Source organism: Mesorhizobium sp. WSM4313 (assembly GCF_002294725.1).
Taxonomy (GTDB): domain Bacteria; phylum Pseudomonadota; class Alphaproteobacteria; order Rhizobiales; family Rhizobiaceae; genus Mesorhizobium.
Genome location: NZ_NSFT01000034.1, coordinates 1 through 23,756 on the forward strand (window position 1 = coordinate 1; position 23,756 = coordinate 23,756).

General features: G+C 64.4%; 19 protein-coding genes. 9 read left to right on the plus strand and 10 right to left on the minus strand.

Annotated elements, in window-relative coordinates:
* Positions 1-154 precede the first annotated feature (154 nt).
* Both ubiA and CK219_RS30470 read right to left on the minus strand, forming a co-directional pair.
* On the minus strand, positions 155-1,138 hold the full coding sequence (gene ubiA, locus CK219_RS30465; RefSeq protein WP_095770156.1) for a 4-hydroxybenzoate octaprenyltransferase: 984 nt from the start codon (positions 1,136-1,138) through the stop codon (positions 155-157).
* Between the two features lie 66 nt (positions 1,139-1,204).
* A complete protein-coding gene (locus tag CK219_RS30470; RefSeq protein ID WP_095770157.1) occupies positions 1,205-2,116 on the minus strand; it encodes a LysR family transcriptional regulator in 912 nt (303 codons plus the stop codon).
* 91 nt (positions 2,117-2,207) lie between these two features.
* Here CK219_RS30470 and CK219_RS30475 point away from each other — a divergent pair, with 91 nt between their 5' ends.
* Together CK219_RS30475 and purD are read left to right on the plus strand one after the other, a co-directional pair.
* Positions 2,208-3,002 carry a phytanoyl-CoA dioxygenase family protein gene (locus CK219_RS30475; protein ID WP_095770158.1) on the plus strand — a complete coding sequence of 265 codons (795 nt, stop codon included), beginning with the start codon at positions 2,208-2,210 and terminating at the stop codon, positions 3,000-3,002.
* Positions 3,003-3,538: 536 nt separating this feature from the next.
* The gene (gene purD, locus CK219_RS30480) at positions 3,539-4,819 is read left to right on the plus strand and encodes a phosphoribosylamine--glycine ligase (protein ID WP_095770159.1); all 1,281 of its coding nucleotides are present in this window, start codon (positions 3,539-3,541) and stop codon (positions 4,817-4,819) included.
* Positions 4,820-4,828: 9 nt separating this feature from the next.
* On the opposite strand, the gene CK219_RS30485 is transcribed toward purD, so the two are convergent.
* The 6 genes from CK219_RS30485 to CK219_RS30510 form a co-directional block, all read right to left on the minus strand.
* Positions 4,829-6,199, minus strand: coding sequence for an alpha-glucosidase/alpha-galactosidase (locus CK219_RS30485; protein WP_095770160.1), 1,371 nt, complete (start codon positions 6,197-6,199; stop codon positions 4,829-4,831).
* Positions 6,200-6,219: 20 nt separating this feature from the next.
* Complete coding sequence (locus tag CK219_RS30490) at positions 6,220-7,890, minus strand: ABC transporter ATP-binding protein (RefSeq protein ID WP_095770161.1); 1,671 nt, start codon at positions 7,888-7,890, stop codon at positions 6,220-6,222.
* Between the two features lie 9 nt (positions 7,891-7,899).
* Positions 7,900-9,054, minus strand: a complete 1,155-nt coding sequence (locus CK219_RS30495; protein WP_095770162.1) for an ABC transporter permease — start codon at positions 9,052-9,054, stop codon at positions 7,900-7,902.
* The gene (locus CK219_RS30500) at positions 9,055-10,062 is read right to left on the minus strand and encodes an ABC transporter permease (RefSeq protein WP_095770163.1); all 1,008 of its coding nucleotides are present in this window, start codon (positions 10,060-10,062) and stop codon (positions 9,055-9,057) included.
* Positions 10,063-10,173: 111 nt separating this feature from the next.
* Complete coding sequence (locus tag CK219_RS30505; protein WP_095770164.1) at positions 10,174-12,255, minus strand: ABC transporter substrate-binding protein; 2,082 nt, start codon at positions 12,253-12,255, stop codon at positions 10,174-10,176.
* A gap of 105 nt (positions 12,256-12,360) precedes the next feature.
* Positions 12,361-13,827, minus strand: a complete 1,467-nt coding sequence (locus CK219_RS30510; RefSeq protein ID WP_095770172.1) for an alpha-glucosidase/alpha-galactosidase — start codon at positions 13,825-13,827, stop codon at positions 12,361-12,363.
* A 51-nt stretch (positions 13,828-13,878) separates the two neighbouring features.
* Here CK219_RS30510 and CK219_RS30515 point away from each other — a divergent pair, with 51 nt between their 5' ends.
* Positions 13,879-14,916, plus strand: a complete 1,038-nt coding sequence (locus CK219_RS30515) for an AraC family transcriptional regulator (RefSeq protein ID WP_348628358.1) — start codon at positions 13,879-13,881, stop codon at positions 14,914-14,916.
* Between the two features lie 39 nt (positions 14,917-14,955).
* Here CK219_RS30515 and CK219_RS30520 read toward each other — a convergent pair whose 3' ends face one another.
* Complete coding sequence (locus CK219_RS30520) at positions 14,956-16,119, minus strand: glycoside hydrolase family 25 protein (RefSeq protein ID WP_095770165.1); 1,164 nt, start codon at positions 16,117-16,119, stop codon at positions 14,956-14,958.
* Between the two features lie 249 nt (positions 16,120-16,368).
* Between CK219_RS30520 and CK219_RS30525 the strand changes: the two genes are divergently transcribed.
* The 6 genes from CK219_RS30525 (at position 16,369) to CK219_RS30550 (ending at position 23,282) form a co-directional block, all read left to right on the plus strand.
* Positions 16,369-17,253 carry an AraC family transcriptional regulator gene (locus CK219_RS30525; RefSeq protein ID WP_095770174.1) on the plus strand — a complete coding sequence of 295 codons (885 nt, stop codon included), beginning with the start codon at positions 16,369-16,371 and terminating at the stop codon, positions 17,251-17,253.
* Positions 17,254-17,571: 318 nt separating this feature from the next.
* Positions 17,572-18,654, plus strand: coding sequence for a sugar ABC transporter substrate-binding protein (locus CK219_RS30530; protein WP_095770166.1), 1,083 nt, complete (start codon positions 17,572-17,574; stop codon positions 18,652-18,654).
* A 68-nt stretch (positions 18,655-18,722) separates the two neighbouring features.
* Positions 18,723-19,550 carry an ATP-binding cassette domain-containing protein gene (locus tag CK219_RS30535; RefSeq protein ID WP_095770167.1) on the plus strand — a complete coding sequence of 276 codons (828 nt, stop codon included), beginning with the start codon at positions 18,723-18,725 and terminating at the stop codon, positions 19,548-19,550.
* A 5-nt stretch (positions 19,551-19,555) separates the two neighbouring features.
* The gene (locus CK219_RS30540; RefSeq protein ID WP_095770168.1) at positions 19,556-20,809 is read left to right on the plus strand and encodes an ABC transporter permease; all 1,254 of its coding nucleotides are present in this window, start codon (positions 19,556-19,558) and stop codon (positions 20,807-20,809) included.
* Between the two features lie 24 nt (positions 20,810-20,833).
* Entirely contained in the window at positions 20,834-21,562 is a 729-nt protein-coding gene (locus tag CK219_RS30545) for an SDR family oxidoreductase (protein WP_095770169.1), read from the plus strand.
* Positions 21,563-21,674: 112 nt separating this feature from the next.
* Positions 21,675-23,282 carry an FGGY-family carbohydrate kinase gene (locus tag CK219_RS30550; RefSeq protein ID WP_095770170.1) on the plus strand — a complete coding sequence of 536 codons (1,608 nt, stop codon included), beginning with the start codon at positions 21,675-21,677 and terminating at the stop codon, positions 23,280-23,282.
* Positions 23,283-23,532: 250 nt separating this feature from the next.
* Here CK219_RS30550 and CK219_RS30555 read toward each other — a convergent pair.
* The coding region (locus tag CK219_RS30555) for a transposase (RefSeq protein ID WP_141245432.1) at positions 23,533-23,756 on the minus strand (224 nt) is incomplete at its 5' end.

The window sequence follows — 23,756 nt, forward strand, 5'->3', positions numbered from 1 at the left end:
CGCCCGCAAGCTTGTCGCCTAGAAACGCCTCCGCCAGGCTCAACTGTCCCGTCTGCTTCACAGCCATCGCGATTCCCTCCGAGCTTCCTCTCAGAGAATCACAACCAGCCAATTACGCAACAGGCCCAAAAGGGGAGAAGGGAAAGCGGCGCCACTACACCAGCGGCTTCAGCCAAATCCACACCGACCCGCCGATCAGGCCGAGGAAGATCAGCCAGCCGACCTGGTTGTTCGACTTGAACAGTTTCAGGCATTGGTCCGGATTGTTGATGTCGAGTCGGATGATCTGGCGCGCCATATGCGCGCCGGCGGCGATCAGCCCGGCCAGCGCCACGATCGGCACCTGGGCGGATGCAAAGGCGATGGCGAAGCAGACCAGCGCGCCGCCATAGAGTCCAACCAGCCAGGTCTTGGTGTTGTCGCCGAACAGCCGCGCCGTCGAGCGCACACCGACGATGGCGTCGTCTTCCTTGTCCTGATGCGCGTAGATCGTATCGTAGCCGATCACCCACAGGATCGAGCCGATATAGAGCATGATCGCCGGATCATCGAGATCGCCGAACTCGACCGCCCAGCCCATCAGCGCGCCCCAGGAGAAGGCGAGCCCCAGCACCAATTGCGGCCAGTTAGTGATGCGCTTCATGAAAGGATAGACCGCGACGATCGCCAGCGAGGCGATGCCGAGCGGAATGGCGAAGCCGTTGAACTGCAACAGCACGGCCAAGCCCACCAGCGCCTGGATGATGACGAAAGCCCAGGCCTGGCGGCGTGTCACCTTGCCGGCGGGCAGCGGCCGCGAGCGCGTGCGCTCGACCTGGTTGTCGATGTCCTGGTCGGCGAGATCGTTATAGGTGCAGCCGGCGCCGCGCATGGCGACAGCGCCGATGAAGAACAGCAATAGATACCAAGGCGTCGGCAGCAGCGTCAGCAGCGGGTCGGTCGGGCGCGGATAGGCGCCCGCGGCAAGCGCTGCCGACCACCAGCAGGGCCATAAAAGCAGCTGCCAGCCGATCGGCCTGTCCCAGCGCGCAAGCTGCGCATAGGGCCAGAGCCAGCGCGGCAGCACGCGATAGACCCAATGACCGCTCGGCGCGTCGGCGACACGGCCCTGGATCGCTTTCGACTGGACGGTTTCCATCACGCTGGAGTGGCAGCAGCAAGCAGCGCCGTCAAGCGGCCGCGTTGTCGCTCAAGCGCTGAAAACCTAGGCGGTGAAAACATCGTGACCGGCAAACCAGGCCTTGGCGACCTCGATGAAGGCGACCGCTGCCTTCGACAGGCGCTGGCGCGTGTCGTGGGTCAGGATGATGCGCTGCATGGGCAGCGGATCGGAGAGCGGCTTGCAGACCAGCGGCAGGCCGTCATAGCTGCGGTCGCCATAGGGCCTCGTATAGCTGACCGCGACGCCGAAGCCGTTGGCCACCATGGAACGCTGCAGCTCGAACGAGCTGGTCGTCGCCCGGGCGACCGGTGAGAGGCCGCGGCTGAGGAAAAGGTCCAGCATGTGCTGCCAGCTGTGCGGCTGGTCGGTGGTGATCAGCGGATGCTGCGCAAGCTCGGCCAGGCTGACGGCGTGCTTGTCCGCCAGCACATGGCCGGCCGACAAAAGCGCGTGCGGCCGCAATTCATGCAGCAGAATGCGCTTGAAATGGCCTGGAAGGCCGAGATCGTAGGTGAGGCCGAGATCGACGGCGCTGTCGGCCAGGCGCCGTCCCAGCGTGTCGAAGGTTTCATCGCCGATGACGACGGTGACAGCCGGGCAGCGCTCGGCGAAGGCGCGCATCAGCGCCGGCGCGAAATAGGGCGCCAGATCCTCGAAGCAGCCGAGCGCCAGCTCGCCGCCGACATCGGCGTCACGCGAACCGAGCGCCGCCAGCTCGTCCGCCTCGCCCAGCACCTGCCTTGCCTTGGCCACGGCCCTGCGGCCGAAGGATGTCAGCGAAACGCCGCTGCCGCGGTGGCGCACGAACAGTTTCTGGCCCAGCGCGTCCTCGACATTGTCGATCGCAACCGAGATGGACGGCTGCGACACGTTCAGCGCCTGGGCTGCCGCGGTCACGCTGCCATAGCGGGCCACGGCAACGACATAGCGCAATTGCGCGAGGGTCAGTCTCATAGGGTATAACTATAAACCAGATGGCAAGTTATTATTTTACCCGCTGTCGGGCGCTTGCGATAGTCGCTTGCCAACTCAAGGAGAGCACGCAATGGCCAGCCCGAAGATCGAAGCTTCGACGATTGCCGATTACCAGCGCGATGGCGCGGTCTGCATCCGCGGCGCCTTCAAGGACTGGGTCGACGTGATCGCCGACGGCATCGAGCGTAATATGCGCAACCGCAGCGCCGCCGCTTCCGACATCGCCGGCGGCAAGGGCAGCTTCTTCGACGACTATTGCAACTGGGAGCGCATCCCGGAATTCGTCAGGATCGTCAAGGAATCACCGGCCGCCGAGCTCGCGGCCGCGGTCATGCAGTCGCGCAGCGCCCAGTTCTTCCACGACCACGTCCTGGTCAAGGAGCCCGGCACGCAGAAGCCGACGCCGTGGCACCAGGACATTCCCTACTACTTCGTCGACGGCAGCCAGACGGTGAGCTTCTGGATCCCGATCGATCCGGTGAAGGAAGCGACGCTGAGGCTGATCGCCGGCTCGCACAAATGGGAAAAGATGGTGCTGCCGGTGCGATGGCTGAACGAAGACAACTTCTACGCCGGCGAGGGCGACTACCTGCCTGTGCCCGACCCCGACAACGACCCGTCGATGAAGGTTCTGGAATGGGAGATGGAGCCGGGCGACGCCATCCTGTTCGACTTCCGCACCGCGCACGGCGCGCGCGGCAACCTGACGGCGGCACGGCGCCGGGCGCTGTCGCTGCGCTGGGTCGGCGACGACGCGCATTATGTCGAGCGTCCCGGCCGCACCTCGCCGCCCTATCCGGGTCACGACATGAAGCCCGGCCAGAAACTGCGCGAGGATTGGTTTCCCATCGTTTTCCAAAGCTGAGGCATTTTTTCAGACCAAGTTGGGGACACAGCAATTTCTGATTGGTCGGCTATATTTGCGCCGGCAATCGCATGTTGGGGTTGGCCGAACCGGCCCGCCCTCGTCATCCACGGGCGGAGCAAGGAGCGTAGCGACGCGCGCAGACCCGAGGATCCATGCCGTGATGCTGAGGCGTTGCAGGGGTGCAGAATTCTGCTCCGTCGCGGCCCTCGATCAATGTCACGGCATGGATCCTAGGGTCTCCGCGACGGAGCTGCGCTCCTGCTTCGCCCTAGGATGACGACGTTGATGAAACTTCAGCCAATCACCAACGCTTGCGCCGATTTCACGGAAATGAACGGCCAACATCTTGCTCGCCGATAAACGGCAACCTCCCAAATCCCTGTACCGGGGACTGGCCGGCGGCGGCACCTGTCTCATCGGCCTTGATGAGGCCCATGTTCCCGTGCGCAATTGCCGCCAAAATGCCGAGACGCCTTGACCCGCCGCCCGTGGACCAATAGCGGGTTCAGGGAGACGATCAGCAAGAGGTGGCCATGAACGTTCTTCTTCTCGGTTCGGGTGGCCGCGAACATGCGCTGGCCTGGAAGATGTCCGCCTCGCCGCTGCTGACGAAGCTCTATGCCTCTCCCGGCAATCCGGGCATCGGCCGCGTCGCCGAACCGGTCAAGCTCGACGTCGCCGACCATTCCACCGTCGCCGCCTTCTGCCAGGAGAAGAAGATCGACCTCGTCGTGGTCGGCCCGGAAGGTCCGCTGGTGGCCGGCATCGCCGACGATCTGCGCGCCTGGGGCATCCGCGTCTTCGGCCCCTCCAAGGCGGCGGCGCGGCTCGAGGGCTCGAAGGGCTTCACCAAGGATCTTTGCGCCAAGTTCAACATCCCGACCGCCGCCTATGGCCGCTTCAGCGACCTCGCTTCGGCGAAAGCCTATGTCGAGAAGACCGGGGCGCCGATCGTCATCAAGGCCGACGGGCTTGCCGCCGGCAAGGGCGTCACCATCGCCATGACGCAGGACGAGGCGAACGCCGCGCTCGAAGCCTGCTTCGACGGCGCCTTCGGCGCCGCCGGCGCCGAGGTCGTGGTCGAGGAATATCTGACCGGCGAGGAGGCAAGCTTCTTCTGCCTGTGCGACGGCGCCACCGCGCTGCCCTTCGGCACCGCGCAGGACCACAAGCGCGTTGGCGACGGCGATATCGGGCCGAACACCGGCGGCATGGGCGCCTATTCGCCGGCGCCGGTGATGACGCCGGAAATGACCGAGCGCACCATGCGCGAGATCGTCGAGCCGACCATGCGCGGCATGGCCAATCTCGGCGCGCCTTTCGCCGGCATCCTCTTCGCCGGCCTGATGATCACCGACAGCGGGCCGAAGCTCATCGAATACAACACCCGTTTCGGCGATCCCGAATGCCAGGTGCTGATGATGCGGCTGAAGGACGACCTGCTCGTCCTGCTCAGCGCTGCCGTCGACGGCCAGCTCGCGCATATGTCGGTCCGCTGGAGCGACGAGACGGCGTTGACCGTGGTGATGGCGGCCAGGGGTTATCCCGGCGCGCCGGAAAAGGGCTCCGTCATCCGCGGCCTCGACAAGGCGGAAGGCGAGGGCGTCCAGGTCTTCCATGCCGGCACCGCCATCAATGGCGGTGCGCTGGTCGCGAATGGCGGCCGTGTGCTCAACGTCACCGCCCTCGGCAAGACCGTCGGCGAGGCGCAGGCAAAAGCGTATGCGGCGATCGACCAGATCGACTGGCCGCAAGGCTTTTACCGCCACGACATCGGCTGGCGCGCCGTCGAGCGCGAGAAGGCCGGGGCGTAATCCCGGAATTCAGGCGGCCGCGCTCTTGCGCCGGCCTCGCGCCCAGGCCGGCAGCCAGTCGCCATGAGCGGCAAGCAGGTCGTCGACCAAGGACCAGATCTGATCGAGGTCGAGCTCGGCCGCCGTATGCGGGTCCATCATCGCCGCATGGTAGATGTGCTCGCGGTTCTCGCTCATCAGCGCCCGCACCGTCAGCTCCTGCACATTGATGTTGGTGCGGATCAGCGCCGTGAGCTGCGGCGGCAATTCGCCGATATAAGTGGGCTGGATGCCGGAGGCGTCGACCAGGCACGGCACTTCCGCCGCGCAGTCGAAAGGCAGCGAGGTGATGCAGCCATTGTTGCGCACATTGCCGTAGATCACCGACGGCTCGCCGGTCCACACCGAATTCATGATCGAGGAAGCGTATTCCCTGGACTGCTCGACCTCGATCCGCTCGGCCGAGCGGTAGGCCTCCGCCTGGCCTTTCCAGCGCTCGATCTGCTCGATGCAGCGTTTCGGATATTCGTCGAGCGGAATGCCGTATTTCTCGATCAGGTCTGGTCGGCCGTCCTTGATGAAATAGGGCGTGTATTCGGCGAAATGCTCCGAGCTTTCGGTGACGAAATAGCCGAGCCTGGTCAGCATCTCGTAGCGCACCTTGTTCGGGCAGCGCGGGTTCCAGCCGGGTTTTGGCGCACGGCCCTCGCGATAGGCGCGCACGAGGTCGGGATAGAGGTCGCGGTAGGTGCCGTCCGGCTGGCGATGCTCGAACTTGAGATAAAAGGCCATGTGGTTGATGCCGGCCGAGCGGTAGCGGATCTCCTCATAGGGAAGGTCGAGATCATGCGCCAGTTCCATCGCCGTGCCCTGCACCGAGTGGCAGAGCCCGACCTGCTTGATCGTGGGATATTTCTCGGCGATCGCCCAGGTGTTGATCGCCATCGGGTTGACATATTGCAGCATGATCGCCTCGGGGCAGACGGCGAGCATGTCCTCGCAGATCTTCCACAGATGCGGCACGGTCCTGAGGCCGCGCATGATGCCGCCGACGCCGAGCGTGTCGGCGATGGTCTGGCGCAAGCCGTATTTCTTCGGCACCTCGAAATCGGTGACGGTGCAGGGCTCGTAGCCGCCGATCTGGAAGGCGACGACGACGAAGTCGGCGCCGGAAAGCGCCTTGCGCTGGTCGGAATAGGTCTCGGCCTTCGCCTTGACGCCGAGCGTCGCGATCAGCTTGTTGACGACGACGGCGCTTTCTTCCAGCCGCTGCGGGTTGATGTCCATCAATGCGATGGTTGCGCCCGACAGCGCCGGCCGCTGCAGCACGTCGCCGACGATGTTCTTCATGAACACCGTCGAGCCCGCGCCGATGAATGTGATCCTGGGATTTCTTGCCACTGTAAAAACCTCCGGCACTTCTAAGCCACGTCGAAAGCGGCCCTGACGAGCCGTTCGGTGTAGGCGGTCTTGGGATTGGAAAGGACCTCGTCGACGGGTCCCTGCTCGACGATCTTGCCGTGCTGCATGACGATGACGCGGTGGCAGAGCGCCCGCACCACCTTGAGGTCGTGCGAGATGAAGAGATAGCTCAGGCCGCGTTCGTCCTGCAGCTTGCGCAACAGGTCGATGATCTGCGCCTGCACCGAAAGGTCGAGCGCCGAAGTCGGCTCGTCGAGCAGGATGAATTCGGGCTCCAGCGCGATGGCGCGCGCGATCGCGATGCGCTGTCGCTGGCCGCCGGAGAACTCGTGCGGGAAGCGCGACAGGATGTTGCCGGGCATGCCGGCGCTGACCAGCGCCTCGCGCACCCGCTCGTTCCGCTCGCGCCGCGTCGCGCCCAGCCTGTTGACGACCAGACCTTCCTCGATGATCTGGCCGATCGTCATGCGCGGGTTGAGCGAGGAGAACGGATCCTGGAAAACGACCTGCATGCGCGAGCGCAGCGGCCGCATCTCGGTGCGCGACAGCTTCTCGATCGGCTGGCCGTCGAAGCGGATCTCGCCGCGCTTGGCGTCGGCCAGCCTGATCAGTGCCTGGCCGAAGCTGGTCTTGCCGGAGCCGGATTCGCCGACCAGTCCCAGCGTCTCGTGACGGCAAAGCTTCAGGTCGAGATCGTCGACCGCGACCAGCTCGCGCCAGTCCGGCTTGAGGAACGAGCCGTGGCGCAGCATGAAGCAGACGCGCACGCCGTTCGCCTCGAGGATGGTGCCGCTGCCCTCCGGCAGCGGCTGCGGGCAGCCGCGCGGCTCGGAGGCGAGCAGCCGCTGCGTGTAAGGGTGCCGCGGATCGACGAACAGCCGCTCGGTGACGTTGTGCTCGCGCATTTCGCCATGCTGCATGACATAGACGTAGTCGGAGAACTTGCGCACCACGGTGAGATCGTGGGTGATCAGGATCACCGCCATCCGCAGTTCCTTCTGCAGGTTGCGGATCAGGTTCAGGATCTGCGCCTGCACCGTGACGTCGAGCGCCGTGGTCGGCTCATCGGCGATCAGAACGTCGGGCTCGTTGGCCAAGGCCATGGCGATCATCACCCGCTGCCGCTGACCGCCCGATAGCTGATGCGGATACTGCTTGAGCCTTGCTTCCGGCTCGGGGATCTGGACATGCCGTAGAAGCTCGAGCGCGCGCGCCCAGGCTTGCCTGCGGCCCACCTTGCGGTGCACCCTGATCGCTTCGACGATCTGGCTGCCCACCGTGTAGATCGGGTTGAGCGAGCTCATCGGCTCCTGGAAGATCATCGAGATGCGGTTGCCGCGCAGCTTGCGCCGGGCGCTCTCGGGGAATTTCAGGATGTTCTGCCCGAGATATTCGACGCTCGATCGCGGCGAGACGGTTGCCCGCCTGGACAACAACCCCATGACGGTGCGCGCCGTCACCGACTTGCCGGAGCCGGACTCGCCGACGATCGCGATCGTCTCGCCGCGATAGATCTGGAAGGAGACGTCCTTGACCGCCTCGACGGTGCCGTGCTCGACCTTGAACGCGACCTCGATGTTGCGGGCGTCGATGACGGGCTGGTCGTGGCGTCCGCCATGGTCGAACCGGACGGCCGGCGCGAGGGAGTCTGCGATCGCGATCGTCGTCATCCGGCCACCTCAATAAGGATCGACGGCATCGCGCAGGCCGTCGCCCAGCGCGTTGAAGGCAAAGACGGTGATCAGCACGAAGCCGACCGGCGACAGGATCCACGGATAGGTGCCGATGACCGAATAGGTCGCCGTGTCCTGCAGCATCAGGCCCCAAGAGATCAGCGGCGGCTTCACCGCGAAGCCGAGGAAACCGAGGAAGGATTCGAGCAGCACCACCGTCGGGATCGCCAGCGTCACGGCGACGATCACATGGCTCATCACGTTGGGGAAGATGTGCTGCATGATGATGCGCCGGTCGGTGGCACCGACCGCCATGGCGGCGCGCACATAGTCGATCCGCGCCAGCGCCAGCGTCTTGCCGCGCACCTCGCGCGACATCTGCGCCCAGCCCAGCGCCGACATGACGATGATGACGAAGGCGAGGAAGACGTTGGTCGGCGCGGTGACCGGGATCAGCGTCGTCAGCGCCAGATAAAGCGGCAATTGCGGGAAGGCGAGCACAAGCTCGACGAAGCGCTGCATCCAGACATCGAACTTGCCGCCGAAATAGCCGGAGATCATGCCGACGCTGGTGCCGATGACCGTGATGATGAAGACCACCGTCAGCGCGATCATCAGCGACACGCGCGAGCCGTGGATGGCGCGCGACAGCACATCGCGGCCGAACTTGTCGGTGCCGAGGAAATGCACCGGTTGGCCGTCCATCGAGGCGAAGAAATGCCGGTTCGCCGGAATGAGGCCGAGAAGCTTGTAGGGCGCGCCTTCGACGAAGAAGCCGAGCAGCCTTGGGTGGTCGTAGTCGGGGCCGACGATCGGCTGGAAGGTGACCGGATCGAGATCGGCCGAATCGGCCAGCGCGTAGACCCGCGGCCGCGCGACGAAATTGCCGTCCTTGTCGTGGAAGGCGGGCAGTTGCGGCGGCGCGAAGGCGACGTCAGTCGCCTTGGGGTCCATCGGCGCCAGGAATTCGGCGAACACCGCCATGACAAGCAAGAGCGCGACCAGGCAAAGCCCGGCCATGCCGGTCCACGAACGCTTCAGCCGGCGCCAGACAAGCGCGATGTAGCTCTCATTGCCATGCGCGGCTTCGGCCACCGGGACGCTTTCGGCCGGCAAGGGCGTAAGGGATGGGGGCAGGGGTGAGGGATCGCGGGCCAGCATTTAGCGCTCCCCGAACTGGCGGATGCGCGGGTCGAGCAGGACCAGCAGCATGTCGGCGATGATGTTGCCGACGATCAGCGTCGCCGACAGCACCATCATGAAGGTCGCCGTGACATAGACGTCGCCGACCGCCATCGAGCCGACGATCGCCGGGCCGACAGTGGGCAGCGCGAAGATGATTGCCGTCTCGATCTCGCCGGTGAGCATATAGGGCAGCACCACGCCCTGATACATCACCAGCGGATGCAGCGCGTTGGGCACGGCGTGCCGCATCACCACGGTGCCGCCGGTAAGGCCTTTGGCCTTGGCCGTTTCGACATATTGCGCGTTGAGCGTGTCGAGCAGATTGCCGCGCATCACGCGCATATTGTAGGCGAGGCCGCCGAAGGTCGCGATCGCCACAACCGGCCAGACATGTTTGACCAGGTCGACAAACTTAGCCCACGACCAGGGCGCGCCGCCATATTGCGGCGAGAAGAACGAGCCGATCTCGGAGACGTTGAACTGGAAGACCAAGAGGTAGACGATGATCAGCGCCATCAGGAAGCGCGGCACCGTCATGCCGAGGAACGAGATCGCCGAAAGTGTCGAATCGATCCAGCTGTACTGACGCGTTGCCGCCCAGATGCCGAAGCTGATGCCGAGCACCGAGGCGAGCAGATGGCAGACCAGCGCCAGAAGCAAGGTGCGCGGCAGGCGCTCGCCCACCACATCGGCCACGGGCTTGTTGTAGTAGAGGCTGTAGCCGAAATCGCCGCGGGTGATGATGCCGCCGATCCAGTTGAGATACTGGATGGGCAGCGGCTTATCGAGGCCATGCTCGACGCGGTAGGCCTGGGCTTGCGCTTCAGCCTCGGCGTAGGAAGCGCCACCCTGGTTGATCAGCTGCGAGCGGATGTAATCCGCATAGTCGCCGGGCGGCGCCTGGATGATGGCGAAGGTGACGAGGCTCAAGATGGCGAGGACGGGAAGCGCCGACGCTATGCGCATAAGCAGGAATCGCAGCATGGGCGGTCAGCTTCCTTTCTGGCCGGTCGCTCCCTGAGGTGCGTTCGGAGGTTTCGTTGTCCGGCCGCGCCGCGGCGCGGCCGGACGTCTTTTCGTCAGGGGAGGTAAACCTTACATCGGACCCTTGTCACCCGGTTTGCCGGGAAGCTCCTCCGGATACAGTTCGTGCTTCGCCTGCTTGTCGGCGGCGACGAAGACACGTTCGCGGACGATCGAATCCTCGGCCCAGTTGAACATGTAGATCGGCGTGCCTTGCGGGATGTTCGAGAAGCGCTTGTTGATGATGAGCGCGCCCGGATACTCGGTCAGCCCGACATTGTAGACATGCTCGGTCGATATCTTCTGGAACTTTCGCATCAGGTCGGCACGCTGGTCGTTATCCTGCGTCGTCACGAACTTGTTGACGATGTCCACGAGGTCCTTCTCGAAGGGCATCAGGTCGACTTCGCCGCTTTCCGGCGCGCGGTGATTCCAGCTGGTCTTCGGGCCGACGGGAGCAAGTTGCTCGGTGTTTTGCACCACCGAGGTGAGCTCGGTCTCGTTGCGCCGGATCAGCCAATCGAAACGGCCGGAATATTGGATGGCGTCGCGCTGCGTTCCGTTGACCCCGTTGAGCACGACCCTCAGTCCGAGCTTTTCCATCTGCGCGACCACGCCTTCGGCGAGGCTCTTGTCGGTGGTGTAGTCGTTGTTGACCAGCATCACGATCTCGACATTCTTGCCGCCGGCGGTGCCGGCCGGGAAGTTCACGATGCCGTCGCCATCGGTGTCCTTCAGCCCGGCCTTGGCAAGCTCGGCCTTGGCGCCTTTGAGATCGAACGGATAGTAGACCGTCGACTTGCGGTCATAGAAGCTGGTGCCCGACGAGAAGCCGCCCGGATAGATGGCGGTAAACGGACCCTTGACCAGCGAGTCGCCCAGCGCCTTGCGGTCGAGCGCCATGGTCACCGCCTTGCGGAAGTCCTCGTTGCGGTTCAATTCGCGCAGCGCCTGGCCGCGTTCGTCCGGGTTGCCCCAGCCATTGGCGGAGAAATTCATGCGCAGATTGTAGCCGATGAGGCGCGGGCCGAAGGCAAGCCGGGCCGGCGCGTTCGGGTCGGCCGCGCGCTTCAGCGAGGCGACGAAATTCTCGGGCTGCTCAAGGTTCGAGAAATCGCCGGAGCCCGCCACCGCCTGGACGTCGCGGTCGGCCCAGGTCGACAGCTTGTATTGCAGCTCGTTGAGATAGGGCAGCTGGTTGCCCTTTTCGTCGACCTTCCAATAGTAGGGGTTGCGCCGCAAGACGATGATATCGTCCGGCCGGTATTCGACCGGCACCCAGGCGCCCATCACCGGCATGTTCATATAATCCGGCGGGAAGGCGTTCTTGAACTGATCGTAGGTGTTCTTCGAATATTTCGGATGCTGCGGCTTCAGGATATGCGAAGGGCCGGGACAGAAGGTGCCGTAGGCCATCGCATAGAGATATTGCCGCGGGAACGCCTCCTTGAAGGTCCACTCGACGGTGTAGTCGTCGACCTTCTTCAGCGTCGTGCCGACGCCGAAGGTTTCGGGCGTGGCGCCGTTCAGCGGCGAGACATTGGGATCGACGACCTCGTCATCCCAGTAGAACATGACGTCGTCAGCGTTGAAGGGCGCGCCGTCGGACCATTTGGCGCCTTCGATCAGATGCATGGTGAGCTTGTGGCCGTCACTCGACCAGTCCCAGCTCTTGGCAAGGTTCGGAAGCGGCTCGGTGTCCTTGGCCTCGACCTGGAACAGCGGCGCCGTGCGCGTCAGGCATTCGGACAAGCCGATATCGATGCCGCCCCAGCCTTGCGTCTGGCCGGCGCCGTAGTTCCAGCCTTCCGGCCTGCCGCCGATGACGTGGCGCATCGTGTCGCCATAGACGCCGATGCCGTCGGGCATGTTGCCGGTCTTGAAGACCAGCGGCTCCTTGGGCAGTCTGTCCTTGACCGGCGGCAACTTGCCGGTCTTGACGTATTTCTCCGTTACCCAGTCCGGCTCGTGATATTCGGGCAGCGCCTTGAACTCCAGGATGGAGTCGCGCGCCACATAGTGGATCTTGCCTTCGGCCGGGAATGTCGCCGGCTGCGGCGGCACTGTCGGTTCGGACGCGAAAGCGTTGAGTGCATGGACTGAAACGCTCAGCATCAGCCCGGCGGCGATGCCAACTCTATGCAGGTTCCTCATAGTCTCCTCCCAGATGTTTGGATGTCTGCTGTTGCCCGCCTCTTGTTCGGGACGGCTCATTCCGACGGGACCTGCCTCCTGCAGGTCCGGCTGCTTGTCCCAGTCTCAGCCGGCCTGTTTCAGCGCCGCCTTCTCGGCGCGCAATTCCTCGATCGAGCGCACGCTGCGCCGCGCCGCGCCCGCCCATTCGCGCGTCTTGACCTTGGATTTCGAAAGCCGCTCCTTTGCCGCCGGAACGGCATGCGCATATTGCGGCAGCCATTGAGCCTGCGCGACGACCATCTCGTCCACCATCTGCCAGACCTCTTCCGGCGTCGATACGGCTCCGACCAGCGGATCGTGCAGCACGGCGAGCTTCAGCAGGTCGATGTCGCCGGCGATCGCGGCATGCACCGACATGCGCTGGACGTTGATCGAAGCCATGCAGGTGGCCGCGCAGGCTTCCGGCAAGGTGATGCCGGCCGCCATGTTGATGCCGAACCGGTCGACGAAGCCAGGCGATTCGATGATGGCATCCTGCGGCAGGTTGGTGATCACGCCGTTGTTCTTGACGTTGAAGTGGCCGCGATAGACGCGGTTCGTCTCCAGCGCTTCGAGAATGTGGCTGGCGTGTTCGTTCGAGCGTTTTGCCGGGTCGATCGGTTTCGAGGCCGCTTCGAGAAATTGCGGATATTCCGTCTCGAACCAGTTGCGGGTTTCGGTCGAGTAGCGCAGGTAGCCGCCCGTCTCGCCATGGATCCAGTCCGACATGTCGATCCAGCGCGCGATCTCGTCGGGACGCTTGCGATACCAGGGCAGATATTCCGACAGGTGGCCGTTGCTTTCGGTCGAATACACCCCAAAACGCTTCAGCACGTCGATGCGCAGCTTTTCCTGCTTGGAATAGACCGGATGCGCCTCGAAGGCGGAGATCAATTCGTCCTTGCCGATCGGCCGGCCGTTCAGCTTGAGCTCGATGAACCAGGTCTGATGGTTGATGCCGGAGCAGACATAGTCGAGCTCCTTGGGCGACTTCGCGCCGAGCACCTGGGCAATCTGCTCGGCGCCATGCTGAACGCCGTGGCAGAGGCCGACCGTGTCGACCTTGCCGTATTCGATCGCGGCCCAGGTGTTCATCGCCATCGGGTTGGCGTAGTTGAGGAACTTGGCGCCGGTCGCGGCGACCTCGCGGATGTCCCGGCAGAAGTCGAGGATCACCGGAATGTTGCGCTGGCCGTAGAGAATGCCGCCGGCGCAGATCGTGTCGCCGACGCATTGGTCGATGCCGTATTTCAGCGGGATGCGGATGTCGTCCGCATAGGCTTCGAGCCCGCCGACGCGCACGCAGCTGATGATATAGCGCGCGCCCTCCAGCGCCTCGCGGCGGTTGGTGGTCGCCGTCACCTTGGTCGGCAACTTGTTCGCTTCCACGATCCTGTCGAGGATCGCCTTGATCATCGCCAGATTGTGCTCGCTGACATCGGTCAGCGCGAATTCGATATCCTCGAACTCCGGCACGCATAGGATGTCGGTGAACAGCTTCTTGGTGAAGCCGACGCTGCCGGCGCCGATAATAGCGATTTTGAAACTCATCACCTTCACCTCGATCCAATCGAATGCTAGGCAAGGAGCAAAGGAGAGAACATGGCCGCGTGCAACAGCGCGCATGCCATCCAAAGCCGGAAATCCGGCTCTTTCTCCTCCCGCCCGCTCCTCGACCGCGGGTCTTTCGCGTTCTTGAGGGCCGGATTATGCGCTTATTCGCCGACGGGGCCAGAGAAGGATTATGCTTTCGAGGGTAATTTTGTGCTGCGGGACCTGATCGCCAACGGAAAGCTGATGCGCACGATCTCGCTGCCGCGCGGCCGCCAGCGCCTGCACGCCATGCCGACCAGCACCGGCTACGAACTGCGCGAGGACGAGACCTACGACTGGGACGGGCGAAAGCGCGGCCAGACCCCGTTCACCGTGCTCCAGCATACGATCAGCGGCACCGGCCAATTGCGCTACGAGAGCCGCAATTACCGCCTGCAGGCGAACGACACGCTGCTGGTTCTGGTGCCGCACAATCATCGCTACTGGTTGGCCAAGGGCGACCGCTGGGAATATTTCTGGATCTCGATGAACGGCGAGGAGGCGCTGCGCATCCACAAGTCCATCCTCAGCGTCTCGGGCCCGGTGCTGCGGCTGCAGCCGGCCACCATCGATCACCTTGCCGATTGCAGCCTGCGGCTGATCAAGGGCGCCGCTTCGCCAGGCGCGGCCTCGGCGATCGCCTATGAGGCGGCAATGGCGCTTTATGACGACGTCTTCGGCTCGCACGCCTTCGCCGAGAAGCAAAGCGCCATGCAGCCTGTCATCGACCACATCAACGCCAATCTCGACAAGCCGCTGCCGGTGGCGGAGCTGGTTCAGATCAGTGGCTTGAGCCGCGCCCATTTCTCGCGCTGCTTCGCCGAGAGCGAAGGATTGCCGCCGGCCGAATTCGTCCTGCAGCAGCGCCTGCAACGCGCGGCGAAACTCCTGACCAAGGCCGATTTCCTGCCGGTCAAGGAAGTCGCGGTGCTGTGCGGCTTCGAGGACGCGAACTACTTCTCCAAGGTCTTTCGCCGCTGTTACGGCATCAATCCGACGCAGTTTCGCACCACCGGCATGTATGCCAGCCTGGGCAGCCATCGTTGATGTCCTCGGCTCCTGGAAGAAGTCGGCTCTTGGAAGAAGTCAGCGCTTGGCGCTGTCGAGCGCCGTTGAGGCGGTGCTGACCGGATCGGCGGCAGCGGCGAAGGCCGCGTCGATCTGCTCGGGCGTGCGCTGTCCGGAGCGTTTCCAGGCGACATATTGCGCGATGCCGAAGCCGGCGCGCCGAGGCACCGTCTTCACCACCGGCATGCGGAATCCGTCGCGGAATGTCTCCCAGCGCGCGCCGAGCACCGCCACCATCTCCTCGAAGGTCGGCGGCGCCGCCACGCCGGCATAGGTGATGGTCACCTTGCCGGCGAGCGCCGCTTCGCGCGAGAGCGGCACCGGGATCGAGGCGAGGTAGTCGGCCGGCACGTCGAGCAGGCCGCCGAAGGCCCATTGCCGGCGCAATTCGTCGGTGCTCATCGGCGCGACGCTGACGTCGATGTCGTTTGGCGTGCCGGGCACGCGGTAGGGGCAACGGAAGCGGCCGCAATTGGTGTGCGCGGAGAATTGCCAGAGCGCATAGCCCTGCCAGTTGCCCATCGGGAAATGCACGTCGATATCCGGCTTGTAGCGCGCATACCAGAGCGGCAGCCGCGACAGGAGCCGATATTGGTAGCGGTTGTCGGCGATATACTGGGCGGTCTTGCCGTTGACATAGAGCACCGGGAAGCGGCCGAGGCGGCGATGCACCTGGCGCACGAATTCTTCCGCGTCCTCCAGCGACATCCATTGCGTTGCATCGATGCCTTCGATGTCGAGGGCCATCAGCTCGTCGGGCGCCGGCTCGGCGAAATCGATGAAATTATTGGCCTGCTCGACCGGGTTGCCGGGCCGCGCCAGGTGATAGGCGCCCCATTTCAGGCCGAGCGCCTTGGCCACCACTTTGCGCGTCTGGAACAATTCGCGCGTCACCGCATAGCGCTTCCACTGCGCCTTGCAGAGTTTGACGTCGGCTTCGGCGCCGAAGCAGAAATAGGGCGGCGGCAACCCGTCGGACGCCTTGTTGATGAAGCCGGCGACACGCTTGTCGGTGACGAGCTGCTGCCAGTCGATTGAATTGTATTCGTAGGCGTCGATCACCAGCGGGCGGTCGGCATTCTTCCAGGGCTCGGAGAAATCCGAGGCCTTTGCCGCCGTGCCCAGCGCAATCGCCGCCGCGAGAAGCGCCAGGCGGCGAAGAGGGCGCGCCGGCTTTTTCAATCAGGGTGTCCCCACTGACCAGAGAACGATCCTGAACCGCTATGGTTAAGGAAGTGCTTTCAAAACATCGGCTGCTTCGACCTGCTCCGAAACGTCAAAAAAGTATCGGTCGGGTGGACAAGCCGTGGTGGCAGGCGTTTCAATTGCCGCCTAAGCTTCAATCACGGCGGCCAGTGGGAATACACAGGCCTGCCTGACGAAGCGCAGGAACCGGTCCCAAGACCGGACCCGCGCGGGGAGGAAATGAAGATGAATCCGGACCTGGAAGTCGTCCAGATCAGACAGGGAGAGTCGTTCAAGGCCTGGGCCCACGGCTATCCTTTCCGCACCGTGCGCTGGCACTTCCATCCCGAATACGAGCTGCATCTGGTCGTCGCCACCACCGGCCGCTATTTCGTCGGCGATTTCATCGGCGAGTTCGAGCCGGGCAATCTGGTGCTCACCGGGCCCAATTTGCCGCACAACTGGGTCAGCGACGTGCCGCCGGGCGAGACCGTGCCGCTGCGCGGCCGCGTCGTTCAATTCTCGGAAGAATTCATCGCTGGTGCCTCCGCCGCGCTGCCCGAACTTGCCGCCTGCGCCGGCATCCTCGAAACCAGCCGCCGCGGCGCGCTGTTCTCGGCGGCGACGGCCGAGCTCTGCGCGCCCTTGCTGGCCGAACTGGTCGAGGCGCAGGGCGTGCGCCGCTTGTCGCTGTTCATGGCCGTGCTCGATATATTGAACCGCGCCGGCGACGTCCGCACTTTGGCTAGCGCCGGCTATCTCCCCGATCCCTCCGGCTTCATGTCGGCCGGCATCAATCAGGCGCTCGCCTATATCAACTGCCACCTGACCGAGCCTTTCAGCGAAGGGACGCTTGCCGAGATCGCCGGGCGCAGCCCGAGCGCGTTCTCGCGCAGCTTCCGCCGGCACACCGGAATGGCACTGGTGCAGTATGTCAACCGCCTGCGCATCAACCTTGCCTGCCAGCTGCTGATGAGCGAGGACCAGATGTCGATCACCGAAATCTGCTACGCCGCCGGCTACAACAACATCTCGAATTTCAACCGTCAGTTCCTGGCGCAGAAAGGCATGTCGCCTTCGCGCTTCAGGGCCTTGTTGGCTGAGAATATCAACGCGGAGATAGCCGCCTAACAGGGAGGAAGCGGGAGGAGCCTAGAGCAATTGCGAAGCGGTTGAACGCGGCGAGCTTGCCGTAGCCTCCGTCCGCAATTGGTCAAACAACAAGAGATTCAGAGAAGGAAGGACGCGGGGTGCGGAGCACCCTGTGCTGGAGATCGTTTGTTCGGAATCCAGCACGTTCAGGAGGATGCTTGTGGAGTTTACCGGGATCGGATCGATCCTCGGCCGCTGACAATACTCCTCCCAACAGTTCGACATGCAGTCAAGGCCTGGCGCGTGGTCCACCGCGCAGGCCCTCGTGAAACCATTTCTCGAAACGGAGACATTCGAATGACCAGACATGCTTGGAAATCGCCGTTTGCCTTTAAATCGACGATCGCGGCCGTTTTCGCGGTCTCGCTGCTCGGCAGCACCGCGGCCTTCGCCGACACAGTAACCGATGCTACGGTTGCCTTCCTGATGCCCGACCAGGCGTCGACCCGCTACGAGCAGCACGACTATCCCGGCTTCGTCGCCGAGATGAAGAAGCTCTGCCCGGGCTGCAAGGTGATCTATCAGAACGCCGACGCCGATGCGGCGCGCCAGCAGCAGCAGTTCAATTCGGTGATCTCGCAGGGCGCCAAGGCCGTCGTGCTCGACCCGGTCGATTCGACCGCCGCCGCCTCGCTGGTCAAGCTCGCCCAGAGCCAGGGCGTCAAGGTGATCGCCTATGACCGGCCCATCCCGACGGCGCCCGCCGATTTCTACGTCTCCTTCAACAATGAAGGCATCGGCAAGGCCATCGCCGACTCGCTGATCGAGCACCTCAAGGCTCTGAAGGTCGACCCGGCCGGCGGCGGCCTGCTGCAGATCAACGGCTCGCCGACCGACGCTGCCGCCGGCCTGATCAAGAAGGGCATCCACGAAGGCCTCGACAACAGCGGCTATCCGATCCTGGCCGAGTTCGACACGCCGGAATGGGCGCCGCCGAAGGCGCAGCAATGGGCGAGCGGCCAGATCACCCGCTTCGGCACCAAGATCCTCGGCGTCGTCGCGGCCAATGACGGCACCGGCGGCGGCGCGATCGCCGCTTTCAAGGCAGCAGGCGTCGATCCGGTTCCGCCGGTGACGGGCAATGATGCGACCATCGCGGCGCTGCAGCTGATCATCGCCGGCGACCAGTACAACACCATCTCCAAGCCGAGCGAGATCGTTGCGGCGGCCGCGGCCAACGTGGCCGTCAAGCTGTTGTCGGGCGAAAAGCCGAAGGCAGAGATGACGCTCTACGACACGCCCTCGCAGCTGTTCACGCCGGCGGTGGTGACGCAGGAGAACCTCAAGGCCGAGATCATCGACAAGAAGATCAACACGGCGGCCGAACTCTGCGTCGATCGCTATGCCGAGGGCTGCAAGAAGCTCGGCATCACGAAGTGATCCATATGGCATCCGGCCGCTCCTTGGCGGCCGGATGTCCAGCGAACGACAGTCAAGAAAGGCGGCGCATGAGTGAAAGTCCCGAAAGGTCGGCTTCCGCCGGCGAGCTGGTGCTCAGCCTGCGCGGCATATCGAAGAATTTCGGCGCCGTTTCGGCGCTCACCGATATCGATTTCGATGTCCATGCCGGCGAGGTCGTCGCGCTGGTTGGCGACAACGGTGCCGGCAAGTCGACGCTGGTCAAGATCCTCGCCGGCGTGCATCAGCCGAGCGCGGGAACAATCAATTTCCGCGGCAAGCCGGTCACGCTTCCGGACCCTCGCGCGGCGCTGACGCTCGGCATCGCCACGGTGTTCCAGGACCTCGCGCTTTGCGAAAACCTCGATGTGGTCGCCAACATTTTCCTCGGCAACGAGCTCAGTCCGCTGCGGCTGGATGAGGTGGCGATGGAGATGCGCGCCTGGACGCTGCTCAACGAATTGTCGGCGCGCATCCCGAGCGTGCGCGAGGCGGTCGCCTCGCTGTCCGGCGGCCAACGCCAGACGGTCGCGATTGCACGCTCGCTGCTGCTCGAGCCGAAACTCATCCTGCTCGACGAGCCGACCGCGGCGCTTGGCGTCGCCCAGACGGCGGAGGTGCTCAACCTTATCGACCGCGTCCGCGCGCGCGGCCTCGGCGTCGTGATGATCAGCCACAACATGGAAGATGTCCGCGCCGTCGCCGACCGCATCGTGGTGCTGCGGCTGGGGCGCAACAACGGCATCTTCGAGCCCGACGCCTCGAACCAGGATCTGGTGAGCGCCATCACCGGCGCGTCCAACAACGCGGTGTCGCGCCGCGTCGAGCGCCTGCGCATGGAGCGCGATCACAGCGGCAGCGCACAGGCGGGGGAGTAACGCCCATGACGGCAGAGAAAAGCACCTCCGCCCCGATGGCCCTCGACCGCGCCGATGCGCGAGTGAAGCATGAAGCCGGCTTCGGCGGCGCGCTCCGCGCCTTCCTCGACCGCGTGCGTAGCGGCGATCTCGGTTCGCTGCCGGTCATCGTCGGCCTTGTGGTCATCTGGACCGTGTTCACCAGCCTCAACCCCGTCTTCGTTTCCAGCAGCAATCTGGTCAACCTCCTGTTCGACTGCTCGACGGTCGGCGTCATCGCGCTCGGCATCGTCTGCGTGCTGATGGTCGGCGAGATCGACCTCTCCGTCGGCTCGATCAGCGGCTTCGCCTCAGCGATGGTCGGTACGCTCTGGGTCAACCAGGGATGGCCGGTCGCGCTCGCCATCCTGGCGGCGTTGGCCTTCGGCGCCCTGATCGGCTCGCTCTATGCCCTGCTGTTCAACCGTCTGGGCATGCCGAGCTTCGTTTCGACGCTGGCCGGCTTGCTCGCGGTGCTGGGCATGCAGCTCTACATTCTCGGCTCCACCGGCTCGATCAACCTGCCATACGGCTCCGCTTTGGTGGATTTCGGCCAGCTGATGGTGATGCCGAAATGGGTATCGTACACGCTGGCAGCGATCCCGGGCCTGGCGCTGCTGATCTCCGGGCTTCGCACCTTCGCGCGCCGCCGGGCGGCCAACCTGTCGGCACCATCCGTGACCGGACTCGTTGTGCGCGTCGCCGTCATTACCGTCGGCCTCGAGCTGATCGTCGCCTATCTCAACCAGTCGCGCGGCATCCCGTGGATGTTCGGCCTGTTCGTCGGCCTCGTCGTGGCGATGAACTATGCGCTGACCCGGACCAAATGGGGGCGCTCGATGACCGCCGTCGGCGGCAACCGCGAGGCAGCACGGCGCGCCGGCATCAAGGTCCGCGCCATCTATCTCAGCGCTTTCGCGCTCTGCTCGCTCTTTGCCGCGCTCGGCGGTGTGCTTGCGGCCGCCAGGCTTGCTTCCGCCAGCCAGCAGGCCGGCACCGGCGACGTCAACCTGAACGCGATCGCGGCCGCGGTCATCGGCGGCACCAGCCTGTTCGGCGGCCGCGGCAGCGCCTATTCCGCGCTGCTCGGCATCATCGTCATCCAGTCGATCGCCAGCGGCCTGACGCTGCTCGATCTGTCCTCGTCGCTTCGTTACATGATCACCGGTGCCGTTCTGGCCATCGCCGTGATCGTCGATTCCCTCGCGCGCCGTTCCCGTGCTTCGCACGGCCGCGCCTGAACAGTTCAAACGAGAAGGGTACACATGGCTCACGATCTTTCGGGAAAAGTCGCCGCGGTCACCGGCGCGGCATCGGGCATCGGCCTCGAATGCGCCAGAGCGATGCTTGCCGCCGGTGCCCGCGTCGTGCTGGTCGACCGCGCGGAGGACAGGCTGAAGGAGGTGGTCGCCGAGCTCGGCGACGGCGCGATCCCGCTGGTGGTCGACCTCACCAGCCCGGCAAGTGTGGCGACCATGATGCCCGGCATCCTCGACAAGGCCGGCCAGCTCGATATCTTCCACGCCAATGCCGGTTCTTATGTGGGCGGCGAGATACTCAACGGCGACCCGGATGCCTGGGACCGCATGCTGAACCTCAACATCAACTCGGTGTTCCGCTCGGTGCACGCGGTGCTGCCGCATATGGTCGAACGCAAGACCGGCGACATCATCGTCACCAGCTCGATCGCGGGTCTCGTCCCCGTCGTCTGGGAGCCGGTCTACACCGCCTCGAAACATGCCATACAGGCATTCGTCCATACGCTGCGCCGGCAGGTGGCCAAGCACGGCCTTCGCGTCGGCGCAGTCGCGCCGGGGCCGGTGGTGACCGCGCTGATCAGCGATTGGCCGAAGCAGAAGCTCGAAGACGAGCTGGCGGCCGGTGGCCTGATGCAGCCCACCGAAGTCGCCGACGCCGTCCTGTTCATGCTGACGCGACCGAGAAACATCACCATTCGGGATCTGGTGATCCTGCCGCAGAGCAACGATCTTTAGCGAATGGTGAATAGTGAATAGTGAATAGTGAAGTTATCTACTCACTACTCACTACTCACTACTCACTAATAACCATTCGCTATTCACTATTCACCACCCACCCGAGGTCCCCATGCCTTCCCATTTCCTCGGCATCGATGTCGGCACTGGCAGCGCACGCGCCGGCGTCTTTGACGAGCGCGGCGAGCTGCTCGCTTCCGCCAAGCGCGACATCGCGCTCTTCGTCGAGCCCGGCGAGATCGCCGAGCAGTCGAGCCGGGACATCTGGCAGGCGGTGTGCGCCAGCGTGCGCGACGCGGTCGGGAAATCGGGCGTCGGTCCCGGGGAAATCGGCGGCATCGGCTTCGACGCTACCTGTTCCCTCGTGGTGGTCGGCGATGATGGCGAGGCTTTGCCGGTCGGTCGCTCGGGAGATAGCGACAGGAACATCATCGTCTGGATGGACCACCGCGCCCTCGACCAGACTAGGCGCATCAACGCCCTCCGGCACCCGGTCCTCGACTATGTCGGCGGCGTCATATCGCCAGAAATGGAGACGCCGAAGCTTTTGTGGCTCAAGGAGAACCTGCCGGCGACCTTTGCCCAAGCGCGGCATTTCTTCGACCTAGCCGATTACCTGACCTGGCGCGCCACCGGCAGCCTTGCCCGCTCGGTCTGCACGCTCGCCTGCAAATGGACCTATCTCGGCCACGAACGGCGCTGGGACGAAAGCTATTTCCATGCCGTGGGGCTTGGTGAGCTTGCCGACGAGGATTTTGCCCGCATCGGCACCGACGTAGTCGATCCCGGTACGGCGCTGGGCGCCGGCCTGACGGAAGCGGCGGCCGCTGAATTGGGGCTGGTTCCAGGCACTGTGATCGCTGCCGGGCTGATCGACGCCCATGCCGGCGGCGTCGGCACCGTGGGGGCCGCGGGCGAAGCCGGCACCATCTCGTCGCGCATGGCCTATGTGCTCGGCACCTCTGCCTGCACCATGGCAAGCAGCGAAGGCCCGGCCTTCGTCCCGGGAGTCTGGGGACCCTACTATTCCGCCATGGTGCCCGGGCTCTGGCTGAGCGAAGGCGGCCAGTCGGCGGCCGGAGCGGCCATCGATCTCCTGGTGCATTTCCACCCGGCCGAGGCCGAGGCCTCCGCGCGTGCAGCTGCCGAAGGCAAATCGCTGGTCGATTGGCTGGCCGCGACCGCTACGGCGGGCTCGCCCGATCTGTCGGCCGCCGCCACGCTCGCGGGAAGCATCCATGTCGTGCCCGAATTCCTCGGTAATCGCTCGCCTTTGGCCGATCCGGACGCGCGCGGCCTGATCGCCGGGCTTGGCACGGACCGTTCCGTCGATAATCTCGTCGGGCTTTACGTGGCCGGGCTTTGCGGGCTCGGCTACGGCGTGCGCCAGATCGTGGCGGCGATGGCGTCGTCCGGCCATGCGGTCGATACCATCGTCATCAGCGGCGGCGCCGGGCAGTCGCCGCTGGTGCGACAGCTGCTTGCCGACGCCGCCGGCTTGCCGGTCGCCGCCTCGCAATCGCCCGAACCGGTGCTGCTGGGCGCTGCGATGCTCGGAGCGGTCGCCGCCGGCCGTTACCCGGACCTTTCGAGCGCCATGCCTGCCATGTCCCGGCTTGGCGATGTTTTCCGCCCGGCGCCAGGTGAAACGCGGGCTTGGCATGACAGGCGCTACCAAGCCTTCCTGGCGCTGCAGGCGGTGGGACGCAGCATACGTTGAGAGACCGTTTTGTTTCTGCGCGATTTCGGACGCTTGGACCAAGCGCGAAGATTCAGGACGCTTGCCCCAACGAAGCAATTGCAGACTCCGGAGATCAGCGCAGCGTCCGAGCTTCGTCATCCACGGGCGGAGCGGGAGCGCAGCGGACGCGTAGACCCGAGGATCCATTCCGTGACCTTGGCCGTGGGATGCAGCGGAGTAGAATTCTGCACCGTAGAAGCGCCTCAAAGTAACGGAATGGCAACTGTGTTCACGCGAATGCGGTTTTGTCGCGAATGATAGCGTTGAGGACGACCAGGAGCTTCCTTGCGACGGCGATGATAGCGAGCTTCTTGGAGCCCGACCGGGCAGCAAGTGCGGTGTAGAAGGTCTTGAAGCGCTCACAGGTTCGAATGGCAGTGAGGGCTGCCATGTAGAGGGCGCGGCGCACACGTGATCGCCCGCCCTGAATCTGGCTCCTGCGGTTGAGCTTGC